At 66.8% G+C, this 21818-nt stretch carries 16 protein-coding genes and 7 pseudogenes; 10 read left to right on the forward strand and 13 right to left on the reverse strand.

All coding sequences use genetic code 11. The features are described from left to right. Positions 1-260 precede the first annotated feature (260 nt). The 6 genes from AB0D66_RS29375 (at position 261) to AB0D66_RS29400 (ending at position 8220) form a co-directional block, all read left to right on the forward strand. Positions 261-746, forward strand: coding sequence for a TrkA C-terminal domain-containing protein (locus AB0D66_RS29375; protein ID WP_362309939.1), 486 nt, complete (start codon positions 261-263; stop codon positions 744-746). A 7-nt stretch (positions 747-753) separates the two neighbouring features. Then, positions 754-1941, forward strand: coding sequence for a cation:proton antiporter (locus AB0D66_RS29380; RefSeq protein ID WP_362309942.1), 1188 nt, complete (start codon positions 754-756; stop codon positions 1939-1941). A 153-nt stretch (positions 1942-2094) separates the two neighbouring features. Continuing rightward, positions 2095-2958 (forward strand): hypothetical protein, encoded by an 864-nt coding sequence (locus AB0D66_RS29385; RefSeq protein WP_362309945.1) that lies wholly within the window; start codon positions 2095-2097, stop codon positions 2956-2958. 355 nt (positions 2959-3313) lie between these two features. Then, on the forward strand, positions 3314-3721 hold the full coding sequence (locus AB0D66_RS29390) for a lytic transglycosylase domain-containing protein (protein ID WP_362309948.1): 408 nt from the start codon (positions 3314-3316) through the stop codon (positions 3719-3721). A 145-nt stretch (positions 3722-3866) separates the two neighbouring features. Then, positions 3867-6992: a hypothetical protein gene (locus tag AB0D66_RS29395; protein ID WP_362309951.1), complete on the forward strand. Its 3126-nt coding sequence runs from the start codon at positions 3867-3869 to the stop codon at positions 6990-6992. Further along, positions 6979-8220, forward strand: coding sequence for a D-alanyl-D-alanine carboxypeptidase (locus AB0D66_RS29400; RefSeq protein WP_362309954.1), 1242 nt, complete (start codon positions 6979-6981; stop codon positions 8218-8220). The genes AB0D66_RS29395 and AB0D66_RS29400 overlap by 14 nt, the downstream gene beginning before the upstream one ends. A gap of 417 nt (positions 8221-8637) precedes the next feature. Here the strand turns inward: AB0D66_RS29400 and AB0D66_RS29405 are convergent, their stop codons facing one another. Together AB0D66_RS29405 and AB0D66_RS29410 are read right to left on the reverse strand one after the other, a co-directional pair. Continuing rightward, the gene (locus AB0D66_RS29405; RefSeq protein ID WP_362309957.1) at positions 8638-8808 is read right to left on the reverse strand and encodes a hypothetical protein; all 171 of its coding nucleotides are present in this window, start codon (positions 8806-8808) and stop codon (positions 8638-8640) included. Between the two features lie 290 nt (positions 8809-9098). Next, positions 9099-9569 (reverse strand): transposase, encoded by a 471-nt coding sequence (locus AB0D66_RS29410; protein ID WP_362309978.1) that lies wholly within the window; start codon positions 9567-9569, stop codon positions 9099-9101. Between the two features lie 630 nt (positions 9570-10199). Here AB0D66_RS29410 and AB0D66_RS29415 point away from each other — a divergent pair. The 3 genes and pseudogenes from AB0D66_RS29415 to AB0D66_RS29425 form a co-directional block, all read left to right on the forward strand. Next, positions 10200-11084: pseudogene (locus tag AB0D66_RS29415) on the forward strand (IS110 family transposase); the annotation flags it as partial. Between the two features lie 285 nt (positions 11085-11369). Next, a pseudogene (locus AB0D66_RS29420) lies at positions 11370-11606 on the forward strand (AAA family ATPase); the annotation flags it as partial. A gap of 336 nt (positions 11607-11942) precedes the next feature. Further along, positions 11943-12524, forward strand: coding sequence for a hypothetical protein (locus tag AB0D66_RS29425; protein ID WP_362309960.1), 582 nt, complete (start codon positions 11943-11945; stop codon positions 12522-12524). A 177-nt stretch (positions 12525-12701) separates the two neighbouring features. Here AB0D66_RS29425 and AB0D66_RS29430 read toward each other — a convergent pair whose 3' ends face one another. The 7 genes and pseudogenes from AB0D66_RS29430 to AB0D66_RS29460 all read right to left on the reverse strand — a co-directional run bounded on the left by AB0D66_RS29430 (position 12702) and on the right by AB0D66_RS29460 (position 17198). After that, positions 12702-13235, reverse strand: a complete 534-nt coding sequence (locus tag AB0D66_RS29430; protein ID WP_362309963.1) for a hypothetical protein — start codon at positions 13233-13235, stop codon at positions 12702-12704. A gap of 324 nt (positions 13236-13559) precedes the next feature. Then, positions 13560-14386 (reverse strand): annotated as a pseudogene (locus AB0D66_RS29435) (IS5 family transposase); the annotation flags it as partial. Between the two features lie 10 nt (positions 14387-14396). After that, entirely contained in the window at positions 14397-15887 is a 1491-nt protein-coding gene (locus AB0D66_RS29440; protein ID WP_362309966.1) for an oligopeptide:H+ symporter, read from the reverse strand. Between the two features lie 234 nt (positions 15888-16121). Continuing rightward, positions 16122-16493 carry a transposase gene (locus AB0D66_RS29445; protein ID WP_362309969.1) on the reverse strand — a complete coding sequence of 124 codons (372 nt, stop codon included), beginning with the start codon at positions 16491-16493 and terminating at the stop codon, positions 16122-16124. Positions 16494-16731: 238 nt separating this feature from the next. Continuing rightward, a pseudogene (locus AB0D66_RS29450) lies at positions 16732-16857 on the reverse strand (transposase); the annotation flags it as partial. Positions 16858-16901: 44 nt separating this feature from the next. After that, a complete protein-coding gene (locus AB0D66_RS29455; protein ID WP_362309981.1) occupies positions 16902-16958 on the reverse strand; it encodes a hypothetical protein in 57 nt (18 codons plus the stop codon). A gap of 90 nt (positions 16959-17048) precedes the next feature. Beyond that, positions 17049-17198: a hypothetical protein gene (locus tag AB0D66_RS29460; RefSeq protein WP_362309984.1), complete on the reverse strand. Its 150-nt coding sequence runs from the start codon at positions 17196-17198 to the stop codon at positions 17049-17051. Between the two features lie 909 nt (positions 17199-18107). Here AB0D66_RS29460 and AB0D66_RS29465 point away from each other — a divergent pair. Then, positions 18108-19520 (forward strand): hypothetical protein, encoded by a 1413-nt coding sequence (locus AB0D66_RS29465; RefSeq protein WP_362309972.1) that lies wholly within the window; start codon positions 18108-18110, stop codon positions 19518-19520. Positions 19521-19654: 134 nt separating this feature from the next. Here AB0D66_RS29465 and AB0D66_RS29470 read toward each other — a convergent pair. The 4 genes and pseudogenes from AB0D66_RS29470 to AB0D66_RS29485 all read right to left on the reverse strand — a co-directional run. Then, positions 19655-19806, reverse strand: a pseudogene (locus AB0D66_RS29470) (IS110 family transposase); the annotation flags it as partial. Between the two features lie 197 nt (positions 19807-20003). Next, positions 20004-20990: pseudogene (locus tag AB0D66_RS29475) on the reverse strand (IS3 family transposase); the annotation flags it as partial. Between the two features lie 68 nt (positions 20991-21058). Further along, positions 21059-21250, reverse strand: a pseudogene (locus AB0D66_RS29480) (transposase); the annotation flags it as partial. A 67-nt stretch (positions 21251-21317) separates the two neighbouring features. Further along, positions 21318-21818, reverse strand: a 501-nt coding sequence (locus AB0D66_RS29485) for a transposase (protein WP_362309975.1), incomplete at its 5' end; no start/stop codon positions are given.

Consider the following 21818-nt stretch of genomic DNA (forward strand, 5'->3'; position numbering starts at 1 on the left):
AGGTCAAGCGCCTTGACGGAGGCGCCCGCTTCCCGCGTTCGCCCGTACGGATTGCCCGACCGGGCCGATGCCGCGGAGCCGCACCCCGCCGCCGCGCGGGCGGGACGCGCCCATGCTGCGGTACGGCGGAGGTCCGGAAGTGGTCCTCAGGGGCGCCCGAACGCGCGTCCGCTCCTCCCGCATGTCTGCCCGTGCGTACGGTCCGCCGATGCCACCCCGCGGAGGACTGTGGGGCGGGGGGCCAGAGAAGGAAGAGGCCAGTGCCCACACCCCGGATGCGGACGACCACGCTGCCCGGCATAGGCGTCCAGTACGACCTGATCACCCGCGAGGACCACCACGTCTCCGTGGTCGCGCACCGCGACGGCACCCGCACACTGGGCGTCTACCGCACGGACGACCCGGATGCCTGCGCCGAGGCCCTGTACCTCTGCGAGAACGAGGTAACCGCCCTGATCGACGCACTGATGCCCGCCCACCACAGCCCCACCCTGCTGCACAGCACGGATCTCGGTATCGTCGCCGAGCGGGCGGAGCTCTCCGCCCACTCCCGGTGGAGTGGGCGGCTGCTATCCGAGACCCGGCTGAGGCTCCTCACGGGCGCCACCGTCGTGGCGGCACTGCGCCGGACCGGAGCGGTGCCGTCCCCGGCCCCTGACTTCAGGCTGGCAGGCGGCGACGTACTGATCGTCATCGGAACGCGTGAGAGCGTGGCCGCCGCCGCCGACCTCCTCGCACAGGAATGAGGGGCCCGTGCACGCCGCAGTCTTCCTGATCGAATTCGGCGCGGTCATCCTGGTGCTGGGAATCCTCGGCCGCCTCGCCGGACGCTTCCACTTTTCGCCCATCCCCCTCTACCTCCTGGCGGGACTGGCGTTCGGCAACGGTGGCCTCGTACCGCTCGGGGCGAGCCAGGAGTTCATCGCCGTCGGCGCGGAGATCGGCGTGGTCCTCCTGCTGCTGATGCTCGGCCTGGAATACAGCGCCTCCGACCTCGTGACCAGCCTCAAGACCCAGTACCCCGCAGGGCTCGTCGACTTCACCCTCAACGCGGTCCCGGGTGCCGTGGCCGCCCTGGTCCTCGGCTGGGGTCCGGTCCCCGCCGTCGTCCTCGCGGGCGTCACCTGGATCTCGTCCTCCGGCGTCATCGCGAAAGTCCTCGGCGACCTCGGCCGGGTCGGCAACCGTGAGACACCCGCGATCCTCGGCGTCCTGGTGCTCGAAGACCTGGCCATGGCCGTCTACCTGCCGGTCGTCACCGCCCTGGTGGCCGGAGTGTCCCTGGCCGCGGGCAGTGTGACCGTCGCGATCGCCCTCGCGGCGGCCGGAGCGGTGCTGTTCGTGGCGCTCCGCTACGGCCGGACCATCTCCCGTTTCGTCTCCAGCGACGACCCGGAGAAGCTGCTCCTCGTGGTCCTCGGCCTCACCTTGCTGGTCGCCGGAGTCGCCCAGCGGCTCCAAGTCTCCGCCGCAGTCGGCGCGTTCCTCGTCGGCATCGCCCTGTCCGGGGAGGTAGCGGAAGGCGCGCACACGCTGCTCAGCCCGCTCAAGGACCTCTTCGCGGCCGTCTTCTTCGTCTTCTTCGGTCTCCACACCGACCCAGCGGCCATGCTGCCGGTGCTCGTGCCCGCCCTAGTGCTGGCCCTCGTCACAGCCGCCACCAAGATCGCCACGGGATACTGGGCCGCCCGGCGCGCCGGAGTCGGCGAACGGGGACGATGGCGGGCCGGAGGCACCCTGGTGGCGCGGGGTGAGTTCTCCATCGTCATCGCGGGCCTCGCGGTCACGGCGGGCGTGCAACCGGAACTCGGCCCGCTGGCCACCGCGTACGTGCTGATCCTGGTGGTGGTCGGCCCGCTGACCGCCAGGTACACGGAGCCGGTGGCGATGCGGCTGCGGCAAGCCCGCGAAGGAGGGCGGCGGCCGGTGCCGACCGGATGATCCCGGGGCCGTCCGGCCCGCTGCGTGAACGGGCGGCCGATCGGGCGGGAAGATCGTCCCCGTAAGGATCCCTGGAACGGCTCCTCGGCCAGACGCTTCCGCAAGACTGGGAGACGCGAACGAACGGGGTGGACAGTGGGAGTTGACAGCGGAATGGTGCCTGACGCGGGCGTCGTCCACGAACACGTGCTCTGGGCCGTCAACACGGTGATCGAGCAGTGCTGGGGAGCCGACCGGCACACGGTCGAAAGGAGCTTGGCTGAGGCATTCGAAGCCGCCGGGTTCATGCACAGCAGGAGCACCGCAGCACAGGTGATCGGGAGCTATTTCCCGGACACGGCCGACCTCCTCCTGCACTACCTCGCCACCCAGCCCGGGGACGAGGCCCGTCCGGCGGACGACCCGGTAACCGCGTGGCTGCACGAGGTTCTCAGGGCACTCGCACAGGACCTGGCGTCGGCGCTCGAGGCCGATGCTTGGTCCGGCTACGAGTCGCCCTCCCTGACCGGCCCGGTCCACGACGTTCCCGAACTGGCCCCCGAACCGGCCCCCGGGCAGCACCCCGCACAACCCAGGGAAACGGGCAGGCCAGCGCGTACCGGCGATCCGCGTGCCGCGGCCCGCAAGAAGACCGAACGCACCGAACGCGCCCGCCGCGCGGCACAACAGGTCATCGAAGACCTCGACTGGTCCGCGATCGACGCGGAAAACCGTGTGCTCCTCAAGCAGCTCAGCGTGGGCGAACGCCTGCTGGTGTTCTGGGTCAAGACCAGGGGAATCATCGTCGTCGGCATGAACAACACGGCCTTCGCACCCCTCGACAAGGTCCGCCAGGTGCCCGGCCTGGGCGTTTTCGCGGGATCCCTCCAGCTCGTCAGCAAACCGAAGCTGCTGAGCGCACGACGGGAGGCAGTGATCACCGACATCCCGCGAGAGGAAGCCGAGGCCCTCTGCTCGCTGCTCAGGATCCATAAGATCGAGGCCTCATTGACCGGCTCCTCGCGCTGGGTCGGCTGAACCTCGCCGCTGCTCAGGACGGGCATCGGAGGCGTAGGGCCCGAGCGGTGGCACCCGGGGATTTTCCCCAGGATCGGCTGTGACCTGATGCACAGGACCTTGGTCCCGCAACGACCCGAGATCGTAGCACCGGACGGTATCTCCCACCTGCGCGGCGTCCAGGCCGGGGCCGCCCCGCGGGCGGGCGGCCCCACGTACGGCTAGTAGCCGGCAGGCCTTGTCGGGCTAGGGACCACTCGGCTAGCACTGGACGGGTCGCCGCGTCGCATTCCCATCCCGCCAGCCTCCGGAAAACCTCCGGACGGACTGCGGACGGGGCCGGTGACAGTCTCTGTCCCCCAGGGAAGGCTCCCACATGTTCCGCAACGCAGCCCGCCGCCTTGCCTTCGGCCGGAAGGCCGTCGCGACGGCCTTGGTCGCCGCAGCCGCCACCGCCACCCTGACGGGCGCCACGTCGGCACACGCCGCCACCGAATCCGCCCCTCAGACGATCGCCCACGAGCTGATCCCGAACGCGGCGCAGTTCCAGGCCTTCAACGAAATCGTCTCGCACGAGAGCGGCTGGAACCCGGAAGCCGTGAACCCGTCCAGCGGGGCCTACGGACTCCTGCAGGCCCTCCCCGCATCGCAGATGGCCTCGGCCGGCCCGGACTGGCACACCGACCCTGCCACCCAGATCAAGTGGGGCCTGCAGTACATGGACAGCCGCTACGGCAGCCCCGAGGCGGCCTGGAACTTCTGGCAGACCCACCACTGGTACTGAGCCGGACGACTCGGCACCCGCCGGCCACCTCCGACGCCGCGCTTTCCAGTCCCGTGGGCAGGGGTGCGCCAGGGCAGCAAGACGGCCCGAAAGTCCGTCCTCGGGGCCGCGGTGCGTGCAGGGAGGCCGTGTTTGCATGCCTCTCATGAACCTTTGGAGGAGGCTGAAGCGGCGCCGCCCGGTCCTGCTGTCGCTGCTCGTCGCCGTTGCCCTGATGGCGGGGGTGTACGCCGGGGCGGTGACGTTCATCGGGACGTCCGCCGACACGGCCCTGATCGGTCCGGGTACCCAGCTGCTGTCCACCGGGACCGGGGGACAGGCCGGGGAAGGCGGTCAGGCCCCCGCGGTTTCCGCGGACGGACGGTATGCGGTCTTCCAGAGCAAGGCGGACCTGCCCTCGCTCACCCCGCTGCACGAGCGGACCGCCGGTGACGACACCTGGCGCGTATACGGCCGCGACCTGACCAGTGGTGTGACCACCCTCCTCAGCGACCCCGCAGTGGACGCGACCGACCCTCAGGTGTCCGCGAACGGCCGCCGCGTCACCTACCGCACCACCACGCGCCTCCTGCACGGTCTCACCCGGGCAACGACGGTCGTCGTCGACCGGGACGTCTCGGGCGGGGGACGACTGGACATCGACGGCAACGTCACCGCCTCCGACTTCGCCGACGGCTCGGCGGAACCCGACGAGTCCTTCCCCGGACTGTGCCGGCAGGACTGCGGTCCCAAGATCTCCGCGGACGGATCCACCGTCGTCTACCCGAGCGTCACCTCCCCCATATCGCCGGATTTCGTCGTGAGCGTCGGGACGGGTGACGGCAGTTCCACCCCGGACGAGGTCAAGGGCAACATGATCGACATCAATGCCGTGACCGGTATCAAGCAGTTCGACGCGGACGACCCGCCGGTCGACGTGATCGTCGGTACCAAGTCGGTCGTGCCCGGCCAGGAGTCGGTGGACTTCACGGGCAGTCTCACCATCGAGCACCCGTACGGCAGCTTCGGCTTCGCCTTCCAGGTCGGACCCAAGGCCTGTGACGACTACGGCACGTGCCGCAGCACGCTGACCTTCTCCCCCGAGCGGGCCTGCTTCGCCGAGGCGAATCAGCCCTGGGACCGCCTCGTGATCGACGGCCCCACATCCGCTGGGCACTCGAGCGTCCTACTCAAGGCCAACTGCGGCCCCAAGGCGTTCCGAACCTTTTGCACCCCGCAGCCGGGGACCAACGGATTCTACGAACCGGTACTCACGGCCGCAGAGATGGGCCGCCTCCCCGTCCGGCAGGGAAAGACCGAGCCGTCCCAGGTCTCCGGAAACCAGATCGCCCTCGGCGCCATATCTGCGGGGAACCCTTACCTGGTGGCGGTACCCACTCTGAACCTCCGCGGCGAGGTGGCCTTCGCGAACCCCGACTGCGCCGCGATCAAGCTGGTAGACCCCGGCCCGGAAGCCAGAGCCACCGCGGCGAAGCTCACCGGCGCCGACCCCACCGCGGTGGGGGTGCGAACGCGCCTGGACGGCACCGATCGAGGAACCCTCTACTTCCTGATCAACCCGCCGTTCTGGCCTGAATCGGTCCGGCAGGGGGGCTCGCGCCCGCTCCGTGAACCGGTGTACGCCGCCGAGCTGGCCCTGCTGAGCGACGACGGCGGTCCGCCGCAGGGCGGGTTCACCCTGACCGTCCACTCCGTACGGCAGATCATCGAATCCCGTCGGGACACCTCAGACTCCGGCGGTTTCGCCCCGGGCCCCGCCGAACTCGTCAGCCGGGGCGTCTACGGCGGCGGTTACACCGACGTGGAACTGGTCGACGGCGCACAGCCCTCCGTGTCGGCCGACGGCAGCCGGGTGGCCTACACCACGTACCGCCTGCCCGAGGCAGGAGTAAACCAGCCCGTCGTGGTGTACACTACCCGCTTCGAGAACGGGGAATGGTCCGAACGCTTCGTCGTCGCACCACCCCCGGACCAGCAGTTCAGCACGGACTCGCCGTCCCTCTCCGCCGACGGCTCGAACGTCGCGTACGTGCGGCGGCCCTACCCCCCGGCCACCGGGCAGCGCGCCCAGGTCGTCGTCGCCGGACTTGGGACCGACAAGACAGTCCGGACGATGTCGACCAGTGCCGAGGGTGCTCCGGGGAACGGTGACAGCACCCGTCCGACCCTGTCGCCCGACGGACGCGTGGTCGGCTTCATCTCGACGGCAACCAACCTGACGGCGGACGCACCAGGCGACGGTCCCCAGCTCCATGCCCGCACAGTCAACGACCAGCAGGGCATCGTCCGGCTCGGGCCGGCCGACACCTCCGGTACGGCCGCGGGTCTCGACGAGCACGGCTCACTCGCCGTGTTCGCGACCTCGAAGGCCCTGGTGGACGCCGATACGAACGGACAGAGCGACGTGTACGGGCGGGCGGTGCCGGGGCGGCTGACCGTCCGGCCTGCCACCCTCGACTTCGGTTCCTTCAAACACCCGACCACGACCCCACTCGGCCTCCAGACGACCATCGGCAACGCCGGACCCGGCCCCGTCACCATCGCCAGCGTGATCCCGGCGGCGCCCTTCGCCTATCAAGGGTCCTGCGCGGGGCAGCTGATCCTGGCGGGCGACACGTGCACGGCGGTGATCTCGTTCACCCCGGACACCGCCGGAAGCTTCACGGGCACCCTGCAGGTCCAAGCGACCACGTCCGCAGGGGACGCCAACCAGACGGCGGAATCCGCCCTGAAGGCCGTCGTCGCCGAACCGCCGCCGCCCGCCCCGCCGACGAGCCCGCCGCCGACCTCGTCCACGAGCCCGTCCCCGCCCCCGTCTGCTTCCTCCGGACCGTCTCCGGATCCCGGTTCCTCCACGCCTCAGTCGTCCTCCACTCCGCCAATCCCCGGGCTGTCGTCCTCGCCACCCCCGGCTCCCGGCCCGTCGGCCCCGCCGCCGGGGGCCGACCCGCCGGCCCCGCCCGGCAGCCCCGCCACCCTCGGGGTCACGCCCACCGTCGCCAGACCCGGCCGGGTCCTGGAGGTGCGCGGCGACGGGTTCGTTCCGGGAACCCGGGTCAACCTGACCTGGGGAGCTTTCGGACCGGTGAAGTCGGTGGTCGTCACCCAGTCGGGCACCCTCCACGCCTACCTCGTGGTGCCGTCCTCGCAGGAGGGCGGCAAGCGGGCCGCAGTCACCGCCGCGGGCGACACGGGAGCCCTCCTCGCGTACACCGACTTCCTGGTCGAACAACCTCCGCTGCAGCCACCCCACTTCAATGACCGCTCGTGACCTCCGACGGGCGGGCCTGTGGGGACGCGTGGTGCTGCCGTGCCTCCTCGCTGTGGTGGGCATGGCCGCGGTACAGCTCACCCGCCCCCTGCCCGCGCCGGTCCTGACGGCCACTCAGGCCCTGCCGCTCACCTTCCCCGGCCACTTGGCCCTGCCCTGGCCCGACCAGGGCCAAGGCGCGGTCGAAGCGCCCGGACTCGCCCCGATGGGCGGGTTCGGAAATCCCCGCCCCGTGCCCATCGCCAGCGTGGCCAAGGTGATGACCGCCTATGCGATCCTTCGGGACCACCCCCTCGGCGCCGGGGAGGAAGGGCCTCGGATCGCCGTGGACGCACGGGCCGTGGAGGACGGGCGCGCCGTCGACGAGTCCCGGATACCGGGCCTTCGGGAGGGACAGGAATTCGGCCAGCGGGACATGCTGAAGATGCTGCTGCTTCCGTCGGCGAACAACATCGCCCGGCTGCTGGCCCGCTGGGACACGGGCACCACCACGGAGGACGCGTTCGTCGCCAGGATGAATGCCGCTGCCCGCGACCTGGGCATGTACGACACGACGTACACCGACCCGAGTGGTCTGGACGCCGATACAGTCAGTACCGCGGCGGATCAGCTCAAGCTGGCACGGGCGGCGATGGCGGCGGAGGCGTTCCGGGAGATCGTCCGCCTCCCCGCCGCCACGGTCGACGGACTGCCCGCCCCGCTCGTCAATAGCAACGGCCTTCTCCCGTCCAGCCTCGGAGTCCGCGGCATCAAGACGGGGTCGAGCACTCCGGCGGGCGGCGCGCTGATGTGGGCCGCCTACGTGGACGTCGGCGGCAGCGAACAGCCAGTCCTGGGCGTCATGCTCGGCCAGCACGCGTCGGGCCCTGATGTCGACGCGGGAGACAGCCTGGCCCTGGCACTCGACCGCAGCCGCACGCTCGTCGAGGCGGCGCGGGCCGCGCTGTCCGAAAGAGTGGTCATCGCCGCGGGCACGGCCGTCGGACACCTGGACGACGGCCTCGGAACCCGGACACCGGTGGTCGCGGTGGAGGACCTGCGGCTTCCGGGCGTAGCCGGGCAGCAGCTCCACATGCGGCTGACCGGCGGACCGGCGGGCGTCACGGCGGCCCGGGCCACCGCTGGCACGCTCACGGTCTCCGCGGGCACGGTCTCCCGCTCCGTCCCCGTGCTACTGGCGCGGGAACGCACACGGCCGTCCGTGCTGTCCCGGCTCCTGTGGGGCTGACCAGGTACGGGCTCGGCCTCCCCTGGGCCGATGCCGCCCCGCCGGTCAGACGGGTGGCCGCGCCGGCTACCCCTAAGGGTGTCCGGACGGCCTGGTGGGCAGGGGGATGGAGAGGCAGCGGACACTGCGGCGCCCCCGGATTCGTCACCGGGTCGGCAGCGGCTTGCGCCCTCGTCCAGTGGTCCCCAAACCGGCCGAAGGCATGTCCCACGGGTCCGCCTCGACGCACTGCTCGTCGAGGTCACGACGGCCGTCGCCCTGCCTGGGCACCGACGCCCGCCCGCGACCAGGTCCTGCGGCGGTTTGCCGGCCTCCTGGCATAACAGGGCCGCACCACCCCGGCCGCCCTCTTCGACCTGGCCGTCCCCCGAGGCTGCTATATCGAGTCAAGCCGTTTGGGGGAGCTTGTTAGGCTTCTCATCGTTGTTCGGTTCGGTTCGTTCTGAGGATCTTGAACAGCTGCCTGGAGATCGCGCGCTTCAGGCAGCGCTGTGCGTCCCGGGAGGTCTGGCCCTCGGTAATTCTGCGGGCGACGTAGGCCTTCGTGGCGGGGTCGAGCCGCATGCGGATCAGGATGATGATGTGCATGGCCCGGTTGAGCTGGCGGTCGCCGCTGCGGTTGAGGCGGCCGGTTGGTGAGTCGGGAAGGGGCGGGGATCGGCGAGGCGAAGGCCGCTTCCGAGCGGAACCTCCCCTGGTGGGACCAGCTGACCAGGACCTGAGCCGCGGTGATCGGGCCCACGCCAAGCAAGCCGAGAAGCTCCGGAGCGGCCTTCGTCACCAGGGTCAGGATCTCCCTTTCAAGATCTTTTGCCTCTGCTTGCAGGCTCTGAATGCGCTGGGCAGTCGATCGAAGTGCCCGTGCTGTCATCCGGTGTTCAAGGTCCTGGGTGGGGCGGGGCGGGGCGGTCGCGGAGCTGGGCGCAGTGGGTGACCTGGGCCGGGCGCTTGAGTTTCCGCAGTTCGGCGCGGAGGTTGTCCGGTGCGGAGACGATCAGGGCCTTGAGCTGGTTGATCGCGGCCGTGGAGGCAAGGACTGCACCTTGGCGGCTGCCGAGAAGGATGCGTAGTGCCTTGCGTTCGCCGCGGAGTCGGGGCTGTATCAGGTGCTCGGTGGCCAGGGCCTCCTTCGCTGCCCGGATGGCGTCGAGCATGTCGGTCTTGCGTCCGCCCCGGTTGGCTGCCCGTTTGGGTCGGCAGACCTCGACGACCTGCTCGCCGGCTTGGTCAAGGAAGGAGGCGAGGCCGGCGCCGTAGCTGCCGATGCCTTCCCACGGCCCAGCAGCGGCGGCCGGGGATGTGCTGGTGGGCGAAGTCCAGCAGGCGTCGGTAACCGCGGGCGTTCGCAGGGGCGTCGGTGCTGTTCAGGGCTGCGCCGATGGGACTGAGGGCCGCTGCGGCGAGGGTGTCTCGGTGGGTATCGACGCCGATGACGCCGCCGACTTGTTCTGCGAGGTTGGCCACGTGGTCGTTCTCCTTGCTGGGCGGACGCCTGTTGTCGGGGTCGGCCTGGATGGAGTCACCGCGTGGCGGAACTGTGATGAGTCACGCCGTGAGGCGGACAAGCTGCTGATCAAGCCAAGAGGTGGGCCAGGTCGGCGCCGATGATCCGGCAGACATCTCGGGGGACGACAGCCCCTGACGGGGCGCCAGTTATCTTTCGAGTCATGCCGGATCATCGGCGTCGAGCCTGGCAGCAACCCATCCCGGGCCGCAGAAGAACTCTCACAGTTATCTTTTTCGGTCCTGCAATGGGGCCGCTGGCCTCCGGGCCCGGTATGACAGTGTCCCCTCTGTCGAAGTGATGACCTGGGGGGTGTCGCCGGGCCTGTGGGGTGCCGTCGGAGACGCTGATGAGAGACCCGGCCACCGCCCGGTCCGGCGCAATGCGTTCGCGGGCGGCAGGTCTGCATAACGTGGATGCGCGAGAACGGTGCCAACGCCGGGGCCGGCCAGATCAACCACCCGGGAGGGGTGCGATGTTAGACACCGATGGCGTGGGCGTCTTCCTCGGGATGGACGTCGGCAAGAGTGCCCATCATGGCCACGGGCTCACGCCGGCGGGCAAGAAGGTGTTCGACAAGCCGGTGCCCAACAGCGAACCGAAACTGCGGGCGGTCTTCGACAAGCTGATCGCGAAGTTCGGCACGGTGCTGGTGATCGTGGACCAGCCCGCATCGATCGGGGCACTGCCGCTGACCGTCGCCCGCGACGCGGGCTGCGAAGTCGCCTACCTGCCCGGACTCGCGATGCGACGGATCGCCGACCTCTACCCGGGAGAGGCGAAGACCGACGCGAAAGACGCGGCGGTCATCGCGGACGCCGCCCGCACCATGCCGCACGTCCTGCGGTCGCTGGAGCTGACCGACGAGATCACCGCCGAACTCACGGTGCTGACCGGCTTCGACCAGGACCTCGCAGCCGAGGCCACCCGCATCAGCAACCGGATACGCGGCCTGCTGACTCAGTTCCACCCGTCGCTGGAGCGCGTGCTCGGGTTCCGGCTGGACCACCGGGCCGTCACCTGGCTCCTCGAGCGCCACGGATCCCCGGCCGCTTTGCGGAAAGCCGGCCGCCGCAGGCTCGTCGAACTCATCCGCCCCAAGGCCCCACGCATGGCCGTCCGGCTGATCGACGATGTCTTCGACGCTCTCGACGAACAGACCGTCGTGGTCCCGGGAACCGGGACCCTCGACATCGTGATCCCACCCCTGGCCGCCTCCCTCGCGGCGGTCCACGACCAGCGCCGGGCCTTGGAAGCGCAGATCGGCAGCCTGCTGGAGGCCCACCCTCTTCACCAGGTCCTGACCACGATGCCCGGAGTCGGCGTCAGGACCGCCGCCGTCCTACTGGTCGCCGTCGGCGGCAGGTCGCCGAGTACTCACACCACCACGAACGGCCGAATCGTCACACCGGTCACGGCTGACCAGAGCATCTCATCATGATCGTGTTGCGAGCTCGTAGGGGGCCGAACACGACTGGCTCAGCACCATCCGCCTCCCATTCCCCCAACACTCCAACTGGTTCTATGAGACACGGCAGCGAAGCAAGAACAACCGGTTCACGGTGATCTACCAGTCCAACCTCGAGGTCGGCATGCGCGGGCTCTACGAGCGCATCGTCAGCAGCCTGCGCGGGACCCCAAGTTCCACTTGGCCACCCTCGTCACCCAGACATCAGCCGCGTTGGCTGCCGAGGCCGACGAACGGGGAAGGACACTGGCCGTCGTGATCGACGAGTCGCACCTGCTCGACCATCAGGATTTGGACGCGATCCACATGCACACCAACTACGACATGGACTCCACAACGCCGTTCGCGGTGTTGCTGATCGGTCAGCCCACCCTGCGCAAGAGGCGAAGCACAAACTCGAAGGTCTCTATATGAATAGGGCCTAAATGGTGCAGAACGCTGCACGCTAGGGATACCTGAAATGACCGTACGAGATCAACGCCGTGCCCCTATGGCACGGCTACAGACTCTAAGATTCGACCAGAGGGCGAACGAACTCAGCTTGTCTGTGGACTCCCTTTCCAGGAAGATTCCCCCTTCGAATTCCATCGCTGATATCCACTTCAGGGTTTGACATCAAGACTCTGCTTTGAATTCTCCGATGCATTTTGGTTAATAAATTTCACATACTTCAGGACCCTGCAAACGAGCATTCCCGCCCGAGGGCCAAGTGGCCCCTTTGGCGTTCAACGAGAAACCTTAAGGATCGAGATGTCTCTTAGTGAAAAGCTGCATCGTTCGCTAATTCGAGCGATCGGAGACCTCAGGGCGGTGACGCCGAACATAACCTTCACCGAGGTCGTGCAAGATCTCGGCCACTCCACCGACGTGGTAACTGAAGCCTGGGGTCTGCTAGCTGAGCCTTACCAGCAGTCCCTGATTAACGAGTTCGCAGGCAATGCAGATGGGGCCCTTGAGGTCTTCTCTCGCGCGATGGCATACGTGGAATTCGTCCGCACTCGCACGAGGTCCCGTGACCACAATGAGAGAATTCTAAAGCAACTCAATGTGGGGGAATCGCTTGGTTTGCACCTACTCGTGGCTCCAGTCGTTCCTGGCCATGAAGACGGGCTGACCTACCTGCAAATCGCAGAACGAAGCGCGGAGGACCACGAATTCACGGTTGCCGCTTTCGGATTGATTTACAAGAAATCGGATGGCGGTCTATCGGCTAGGAGTAAGGATCCTCTCAGTGCTGGCGTGATCGTGATTCAGGGAATATATGACGGTCTCCAGCGGGAACATGTAGCACATCACCTCAATTTCTCTAAGAAGAGAATTGAGTGGGAGTAGGTATGCCAATAGGCAGTCGGGCGGTTGCAGTGGGTCGGCGGAATATCTTCTGGTCTTCCGCCGAACGATGCCGCGTGTGACTGAGCCTTTTCCAACCTGACGGCGCTGCCTGGCTGTTTGGGGGGCAAGGGCTGTACGGAACGAGGGAGCTCATGGTAGACGGGTTCTCGATCAAGATCACCCGAGTGGCGACTCCGTCAGCCCGGGGCAGACCGTGACCTTGCAGTTTCCGTAACCCTCGCGGGGTTCCTGGTCAGCAGCCCACTGCTGGAAATCCGCCCCGGAATCGCGTGGGGCGACGTAGTACTTCCAGGAGCGGTAGTGGTGGCGACGCAACCGCAGGTCGGTTCGCGGCTCCGCTGGTCGATCGGGGCAGATCACGCATAGGCCCTCGCGCTCGAATTCGGCCCGGGGCAGCGGCTGTGCCGCCGTCAGGAACTCGGCCCGGGTCGTGCCCGATCCCGAGCCTTTCGCCCACCGCTGAAGGTGGTTGGAGCACAGGTCTGCCCCTCCGGACCGGACACGTTTGCAGGCGCCAACGACGCATCCCCCCTGGTAGGCGGGGTGGTCTTGGGGAACCCGTACGAGCATCCCACGGAAGATCGGATCGAAGGACGGGGCACCGATCAGCGCGGTGAGGATCTCCAGCCTGTCGCGGCCCTCGCGGTCGGGGCGTTCGGTGTAGAGCGGCAGCAGCGAGTTCGCGGTCACGTCGTCTCACCCCAGACCGTGCGAAGCGCGGCGTCGAAGACCGGATCGTGGACATCGACGTGCCCGTAGACCTCGACGACCATCGTGGCCGACGCCCAGCCGCCGGCGTCCCGGGCGATCAGGGTGTTGCCGTCCGCGGCGTCGAGAACCGCGGAGGTAAAGGTGTACCGGAAGGCATGGGGTTCACCAGCCCCAGGCCAGCGCGTTTCCTGGCCCGGCCGAGCATCCGCCGGGCGCCGAGAGCATGCCGTGCTCGGCGCCGCGCGGGTACTCGGTGGTGATGTACTCGAAGTAGGGCCGTGTCCTATGTGGTGAGGCGGTACGTCGTTTGTAGCAGCAGGGGGCTGCGGCGAGGCCGAGGAAGGCGAGGTAGTTGCGGGGGTGGCGTTCGTAGCGGTGGTTGAGTCTGCGGTAGCCGGTGAGCCAGGACATGGTCCGCTCGATCACCCACCGGCGTTGGCCGAGTCGTTCCGATGACTCGATGCCCTTGCGTGCGATACAGACCCCGATCCGTTCCCGCGTAACCATTTTCGCAGGTGGGGAACGTCGTAGGCCTTGTCTGCGTGGAGGCGTCGGGGTTTGAAGTAGCGGCCGCGGTGGGAGTCGTGTCTCGTTTGGTGACCCATGATCATGGGCTTCAGCGCTTGGCTGTCGTTGGTGCTGGCGGCGGAGAGGCCGACGAGGAGGGGCAGTCCGGTCGCGTCCGACAGGACGTGCATCCTGGAACCCGGCTTGCCCCGATCCACGGGGCTCGGACCTGTGAGTTCGCCCCCTTTTCAGCGCTCACGTGCGCGGGGTCCAGCACGGCCCGGGAGAGGTCGAGGAGGCCGGCGTCGTCCCGGCGGTGCAGGATCTCCTCGTGCAGCCGGCCCCACGCCCCTGCCCTCGACCAGATCAGGAACCTGCGGTGGGCCGTCGACTTCGATATCCCGAAGCACGGCGGCAGCTCGCCAGGCACAACCACTGACCAGCACGTAGATGATCCCGGCGAACAGCGTCTCATCAGGCGTGTCCTGCATCCCGCCACCCTGAGGCCGCACCCGAGAGGCTGGGATCAGCGGCTCCGCAATCTCCCACAGCCCGTCAGGAACAATCCAACCCCACCGGCACGGCTGACCGGTACTCCGGTTCGGCCGTGCGCAATATGTCAGGCATCGTGCGTCAGTGCACGCCACCCATCAGCGGCTGGACCTTCCTGCGGTACCAGTAGATTGCGATACCAACGAGCACGGCGAGTGCGGCCTGGCTGGCGAACCAGCCCTGAGTGTCAGTGGGCACACCGCACAGCTGGAGCAGCGCAATGGTCGAGTCACCAGCGGTGACTGCGAGGAAGAAGACGCCCATCATCTGAGAGCCATACTTCTGCGGGGCCAGCTTGGTGGTCAGCGACAGGCCGACCGGGGAGAGGCACAGCTCGCCAACGGTCTGAATGAAGTAGACCGAGACCAGCCACATAGGGCTGACCTTTCCGTCGCCTGCCGCACCCTGCGCCATCATCATGACGCCGAAGGAGAGGCCGATCATGACCAGGGCGAAGGAGAACTTCGCCAGGGTGCTCAGCTGCTTGCCTCGACGGTGCAGCGCGACCCACAGCCAGGCGAAGAGGGGCGCCAGCGCCATCACGAACAGTGGGTTCAGCGACTGGAACCAGCTTTCCGGGAAGTCGAACCCGAACAGGACGTTCTGGGTGTGGACCTTGGCGAACAGGGCGAGGGTCGAACCGGTCTGGTCGTAGATCGCCCAGAAGATCGCGGCGGCGGCGAAGAACCACACGTACGCCGACATCCGGGACCGCTCTGCAGTGCTCAAGTCACGGTCGCGCTTGATCCGCAGCAGCGCCCAGGCGGGGACGAGCAGGCCGAGGACGGTCAACGGCCACAGGGCGTAGTTGATCGTGAAGATCCCGGCCAGGCCGATCACCGCGAACGCAGCAACGGCGACGCCGAGCCAGATCAGGCCCTTCTTCAGGACGGAAGACTTCTCGGCGGCGCTCAGCGGGCTCGGAACCTGGTTCGAGACCGGGTTCAGGTGGCGGAAGCCGAAGAAGTAGAAGGCGAGGCCCAGGGCCATGCCGACACCGGCCATGGCGAAGCCGAGGTGCCAGTTGATCTCCTGGCCGACGTAGCCGATGGTCAGCGGCGCGACGAAGGAACCGAGGTTGATGCCCATGTAGAAGATCGTGAAGCCACCGTCACGACGGGGGTCGTTCTTGTCGGTGTACAGCTGGCCGACCATCGTGGAGATGTTGGCCTTGAGCACACCGGAACCGGCGGCGATGAGCGCCAGACCGATGAAGAACGAGACCGACGACGGCACTGCGAGCAGGAAGTGACCCGTCATGATCACGACACCGGCAACGGCCACGGCCTTGCGGGCACCCCACACGCGGTCACCGAGCCAGCCGCCCGGGAGGGCGAGCAGGTAGACCATCGCGTTGTACACGGAGTAGATCGCGACCGCGGTCGCGGCCCTCATCCCGAGACCGCCGTCGGCCACGTTGGTGGCCAGGAAGAGCACGAGCAGCGCGCGCATGCCGTAGAAGCTGTAGCGCTCCCACATCTCCGTCATGAAGAGGTAGGCGAGGCCGCTGGGGTGGCCGAAGAAGGTTTTCCCGTCTGTAGCGGCCGAGTCCTTGGTCAGGCTGGAAGCCATGGTCGATCCTTGCTTGCTCGGGACGCCGTGCTCCGTGAGCGGGTGGCGCCCGGGGGGCCTGTCACGCCTCTTCGCGCACAGGCGGAGCCAACCCAACCAGCTTGGCGACCACGCAAACGATAGAACAGCTGATTTAGTACGTTTTGACACCAGGCGAAAGTACTGCCACCCCGCCCGCCTCACCGCTGCCGGACCCCGTCCGTTCCGGCAGCCGGCACTCCCTCGGGGTCGGCGTCATAGGAGTACTGCTCGCGAAACAGTCCCAGTCTGGGGCTGTCTCCAGCCGAGTTCTTGAATGCGTGATGTCGGTCTGATCGTGGTCAGTTCGTCCATGGTCAGGCCGGTTCTCGCGAGGTATCCGTCGACCAGGTGCGGTCGGCACTGGATCTGTTTGAGGCTTCGCTTCACGGTCCCGGCCAGTTGGTCGAGGGTCGCTGCGGCGAGGTTGCCGATGGTCCGTTTGACCAGTGACCACATGCCTTCCTGAGGGTTGAGGGCGGGCGCGTAAGAGGGGGACTGGAAGACCGTCAGCCAGTCGGCGTTCGCTTCGATGAACGCTCTCATCTGCGGCATGAGGTGAGCGCGCAGGTTGTCCCAGGCGAGCACGACCGGGCCGCCGAGTGGATGTGCGCGCGGACGATCAGGTCGCGATAGTCCCGCCAGCTGAAGCCCTTCTGTTTGCCCTTGCGGCCCCGGTAGACGTGGAAGCTGTAGAACATCCGGGACCGCTGGCCCTGTCTGAAACACGTCATCCCGGCCCTCCATATCCGGCCGGATCCCCGGGCGTGAACGCGGACCTCTGGAGTCTGGCCTATGCGGCACCAGGTCTTGGCGCGCGGCGGTCTCAGCGACTGCCCGGCCTCGTCCTCGAAGACGAGCCAGGCCCCGCGAGCCGCCGCGACGCCTTTACCCACGGCCCGACCTCCTTCTTCCACAGTTCGGCGGCCGCATCGTCGCGCTCGATCGCCCTGCGGGCCGGCTGCTGCCAGGACCAGCCGTGGCGCTTGAGCGCCGCTACGTCCCCTCCACCGTGTAGGTGACGTGGAACAGGCGGCCGATCAGCGTTTTCACCCGGGCCAGCGTCCACCGCTAATCCGCCCAGCCGTGGGCCAGCGGACCGCGGCTCCAACTCCCGCTCAAGACTGCCTACTTGCCTGTCACTCATCCTCGGCCGGCCCAGTGACCCTTTGAGCGGACCCTGGCCTGGCCACGCTCCCGCCATTGGCGGCGCCAGCGTTCCGCCGACCGCTCGCCCACCCGCAGCCCGGTCGCGATCTCCCGATTCTTCTCCCCGCCCTCGAAGCAGACCACGGCCTGCAGCCGGATCCGCTCCCGCGCGGCCCTCTCGACGTCGCTCAAGCCGCCGCCTGCGCGTACCTCACAGCCAAGAGCTACCGGACTGTCCGGACGCTGTCAGGCGAACAGCCCCGACATCACTCAATGAAGTTCAGTAGCTGCTGGGTGATTCTCGCTTGTACCCCTTCGTCACTTTCCGTTCGCTGTCAGGGCACGGAAGGGCAGGGAACGGGGCATCGATGGTTGCCTTCTCTGGTGAGGCCCGGTTTGAATCCGTCTGTCGGCTGCTTGAGATCCACGCTTCTGCGTCGAGTGCCCTGATTTTGCGCCAGGATTCCGAGTTCCGCTTGTGCGTGTCATTCGGGTTTGAGGGTTAAAGCTCGTAACACGGACTTGAGTGAGGGTTGTTGAGGTGTCGCCAGCAGATGAGGCTGCAAGCGAGGGAGACGAGCTCGTCGTGGGTTGTAGTCCTTGTCGCCAAGCAAGGCATCCGGGCGTGTGCGGGGACGGCCGGGGTGGCCCGCCCGGGTGGGATGCCGCCGACGAGGGTGAGGGTCTGAGTGACGTCGTTGACGTTCGCCGCGGTCGTAGCCGGTACGAGAAGATTTACGAGCGCCAGCACAAGGCGCACTCTTCACGCCGGATCCGAGTCGAGCATGGCATCGAGCACCTCAAGAACTGGCGGGCGCTCGCGCCCGCCATCACGGCCGGCGCGACCACATGAGCGACACGATCCAGGCCATCGCAAGCCTGCTCTCACACCAGCAGACCGCCACCCGCGGGCTCGGTCAGCCACAGTGACCACCGCGCGGACCTGCATCTTTCGACGTGCCCTATCAGGCACACTCGTTTGCCCGCATCGATTCCCTTCCTTCGGGCCCCACTGAAGATACCATGAATGATCCATCAGGCATGGAGGAAATTATGGAAGATTTCGCAGCCGAAGTTCGTAACCTCGCATTCACTTTCCATGAAGCCTATAGATGCATGGCCATGGATCTGAACTCCAGCGATTTGACCTCTAGTGACACCGTTGCTCTATTCGCCTGGCAGCTGACAAACTATGGAGGATGGCTCGAATCCGATATTAAGCACTATGTTTACCTGTACGATGATCTGGATAATTTTTCATCTATTCTGCACGAGGAATCCTCTCGGTTGGATCCCGCCGAGGTGCATGTGAGTGAGGATTTGACGTCGCATTTCAACCACATGGCCGAGAATGGCTTGATGCGACACTTGCAGCCGCGTTTCAAGTTTCCCAGCCACCAGGCACCTCCGGCCCCGCCGGCGGTGAATTACTCCCAGTTGCCGCCCCCGCCAGAGCCATCTCCATTCGCTTTGCACCAGCCCTCGGCATCTGCGAATGGCTCCGAGGTGGCCATGAATGGAGCTCGCCATCAAGAATCTTCCCAACATGTCAGCAAGCACATGGAGAAGCGCATCCGGTTTGAAGGATCGAAAAGTCAGGTGCGCCCTCTGGCTCCGCCGGAAAAGACCAAGACCATCCGAAAGACGCTTAACGCTCAGAAGAAGATACGCCGGTCGCAGGTCACCGGAAAGGAACCAATTACCCATTCCGACTCCCCATTGTCCAAGGCTGACGAGATTGGAGCTGCTATAAGCTTCGACACCGTAGCACCCCCACTGGATTTGAGTGTGAGTCAACTACAAAAGGGGCCAAACTCCGCCTCGGCGGCGGTTCGCACCTACGCTGTCAAGGTTTTCGTGTCCATGGGTGCCGATTTCCCGCGGACCAAAGCAAAATGGATCAACGGCTGGGATGTCCTTCCGGCAGATATAGCCCAACAATTCACCACATGGACGTCAGAGACTGAACAGTCGTACCTACTTCGTATTCAGAATGGTGGCCTATTTAACAGAACGGGGCGTATTGATTTGCCTTCTTACACCGTGGAGGGTAGGGAGTGCACGGGGGAGGAGTACAGTCTTCAGCTCAATTCCACTCTCAAATTGCCAGCCCGCCTAGACGGATTCGATTGGGCTCACGAAGCAGGCATTGTGGTGTCCGACCTGAACAAGCGGAACGCGCGGCACATTACTTCTGCGGCCCGCGAATCCAGTACAGTCGAATTTACTTGGTGGAAATCTATTCACAGTGAGGCCGTCGTGGTTGACACCGCGAGTCTCGGTCCGGTTGCAGACGTAATCAAATTTGTGAGCCCGGAAGAGCCTATTAGTGGCACCATCCGATTCAAGACCAGCTGGCGCCGACCTGCCGCTGTGATCACCCCTACAGCTGGAAATGTGAGCGAACCTGATCTGTTGAAGCAAATGCGAAGCATCTTGGGTGGCCGTCGGCTCACCATCGGTTAAAGGACCACACATAGCAGACATGCTCGCCTGATCTTTGTGCGTTGCTGTTCGTGAGGAATGCTGTGACGCCTGTGGGGGTGTTTCTATGTCCTTCGTCAAGGACGTAGTGCCGGGTATGCGGGCTTTTGGGATGGCTATGCGGCGAGGGTGATGGTGGGGGTTCTGGACTCGTAGAAGGTGCCGTCGCGGAGCTGGCGAAGAGGACGCTGATCCGTTGGCGGACGAGGCGGAGGAGTGCTTGGGTGTGGGTTTTGCCGCGGGCTCTTTGTCTGTCGTAGTAGGTGCGGTGAATAGGAGCCCGAGCGTGTCGGTGACGATGTTCCGCTTCCGGCCGACGATCTTCTTTCCGGCGTCGATGCCATGACCGGAGGCGTGGGCGCTGGTGGAAGCCCGTCCTGCGGCTGATCCCCGGGAGTTGACACCGGTTTTCATGCGATGAGTGACAGCGTACGTGTCGTGATCAGTTGCTGTTCGAATCCGGGTTGGTGTGAGGTAGCCGAGTGCGGAATGTCGACGGCGCCGGTTGTAGTACGACAGCCAGCGGAACAGCTCGAGCTGTGCCCGGCCCATGCTGTGGCGGATGCTGTGCCGGCGGCAGACCTCGGCGAAGGCGGCCGCGCTGTACCGGGCGCTCCTGTCGGTGTGGAAGACGAGGACGCCGTGGCCCCGGCCGCCCCGGGCGGTCACAGCCATCTCGAGCGCGTCGGTGACCAGCGAGGTGCGCATGTGGTCCGTATGGACCAGCCCACCACCCGCCGCGAGCAAATACCGATCACCGTGCCGAGGCAGAGCCACGTCGGGCCGGCGGATATGCAGGTAATGTCGCCACACCACTACCTGGTGTTCAGCGTGTCCGCGGTGAAGTCTCGCGTCACCAGGTCCGGCACGGGCGGCGCGGCCCTGTGCGCGATGGTCGTCCGCGTCTTCTTCCGCAGGTGCCGGCCGACGATGTGATTGATCCGCATCAGCCGGGCGACGCGCTTGCGGTTGATCCTGCGTCCTCTCGCACGCAACTCGGCATGGACGGGCGGGGCGCCGTAGGCGCCATGGTGCTCGGCGCGGATCTCGCTCACGGTCCGGTTCTCCTCGGCCTGGCGCTCGGCGCGGGCCTGCTTGGTGGCCAGGTGCCGGTAGCAGCCGGCGCGGGATGCTCCGAGCACCCGGCAGATCCGCTGGACGCCGAAATCGGCGCGGTGGCCGGGGACGAAGGCCCAGCGGCAGGGACTCACTTCACCTCCCGGGCGAAATAGGCGGCCGCCCGGCGCAGGATCTCGCGCTCCAGCCGCCACTCCTGCTCAGCCTCGAGCAACCGGGCGTTCTGTGCCCGCAGCCGGGCCAGCTCCTCGAGCTACTCCGCTGTAATCCGAGATCCCCTGCCACCGCCACGTAAGTCCGCTTCCCAGCCGCGGCCCGAAAAAGCGCGACAGCGTCCCTCCTGAACTCCTCCGAATACGGAGACCTGCGTCCCACCGGGACAGCCCTCCTGGACCATCAAGATCCATTGTCAGGGTGTCCACTCCAAAGGATCAGCCTCACACCACGTAGAAGATGGCATCCACGATCCGGCGTCGCGGATGCTTCTCCCGCCGCCCACCCTTCGGCCCGGTCCGCGGCGGCGGCAGCAACTCATCCACCAGTGCCCACTGTTCATCCGTCAGATCCGACGGATAACCCTCCCCGACAGCACTCACGCACCACTCAACGAGCCCGCCCGGCCGCCACAACGCCAGATCTCGAACGCGGCCTGAGAGGGTGTTTTGACCCGTTGTTCATCCCGTTCCGCGTACTTGATGTAGTTCATGCTCCTCGCCAGGTTGGGGTGGATTCGTGGGTGATCCGGCGGGTCATGAGGGCGATCATCGCGATGTAGATCATGGCGGGGGAGCGGGTGGGCAGAGCTTCGTAGTCGCGTGCAAGGCGGCGGTGGTGCATGAGCCAACCCAGGGTCCGTTCGACCACCCACCTGCGGGGCAGGACGATGAAGCCCTTGCTCCCGGGCGTGCGGCGGACGACTTCGAGGTCGATGCCGAGTCGGGCGGCGTGGTCCACGAGGTACTCGCGGTAGCCGCGGTCGGCCCACCCTTTGCGGAGGCCGGGGTGGTCGGCGGCGAGCCGGTCAAGGAGGCGTTCGCCGGCGACCGAGTCCTGGATGCTGGCGGCGGTGACGAGCACGGTGAGCATCAGTCCGATGGTGTCGATGATAATGCTCCGCTTGCGGCCCACGATCTTCTTGCCCACGTCAGCGCCCTGTTCCCGCACGGGGACGTTGGTCGAGGTCTTCACGCTCTGCGCGTCGAT

It is taken from the genome of Streptomyces sp. NPDC048270 (genome assembly GCF_040652335.1).
GTDB lineage: Bacteria > Actinomycetota > Actinomycetes > Streptomycetales > Streptomycetaceae > Streptomyces.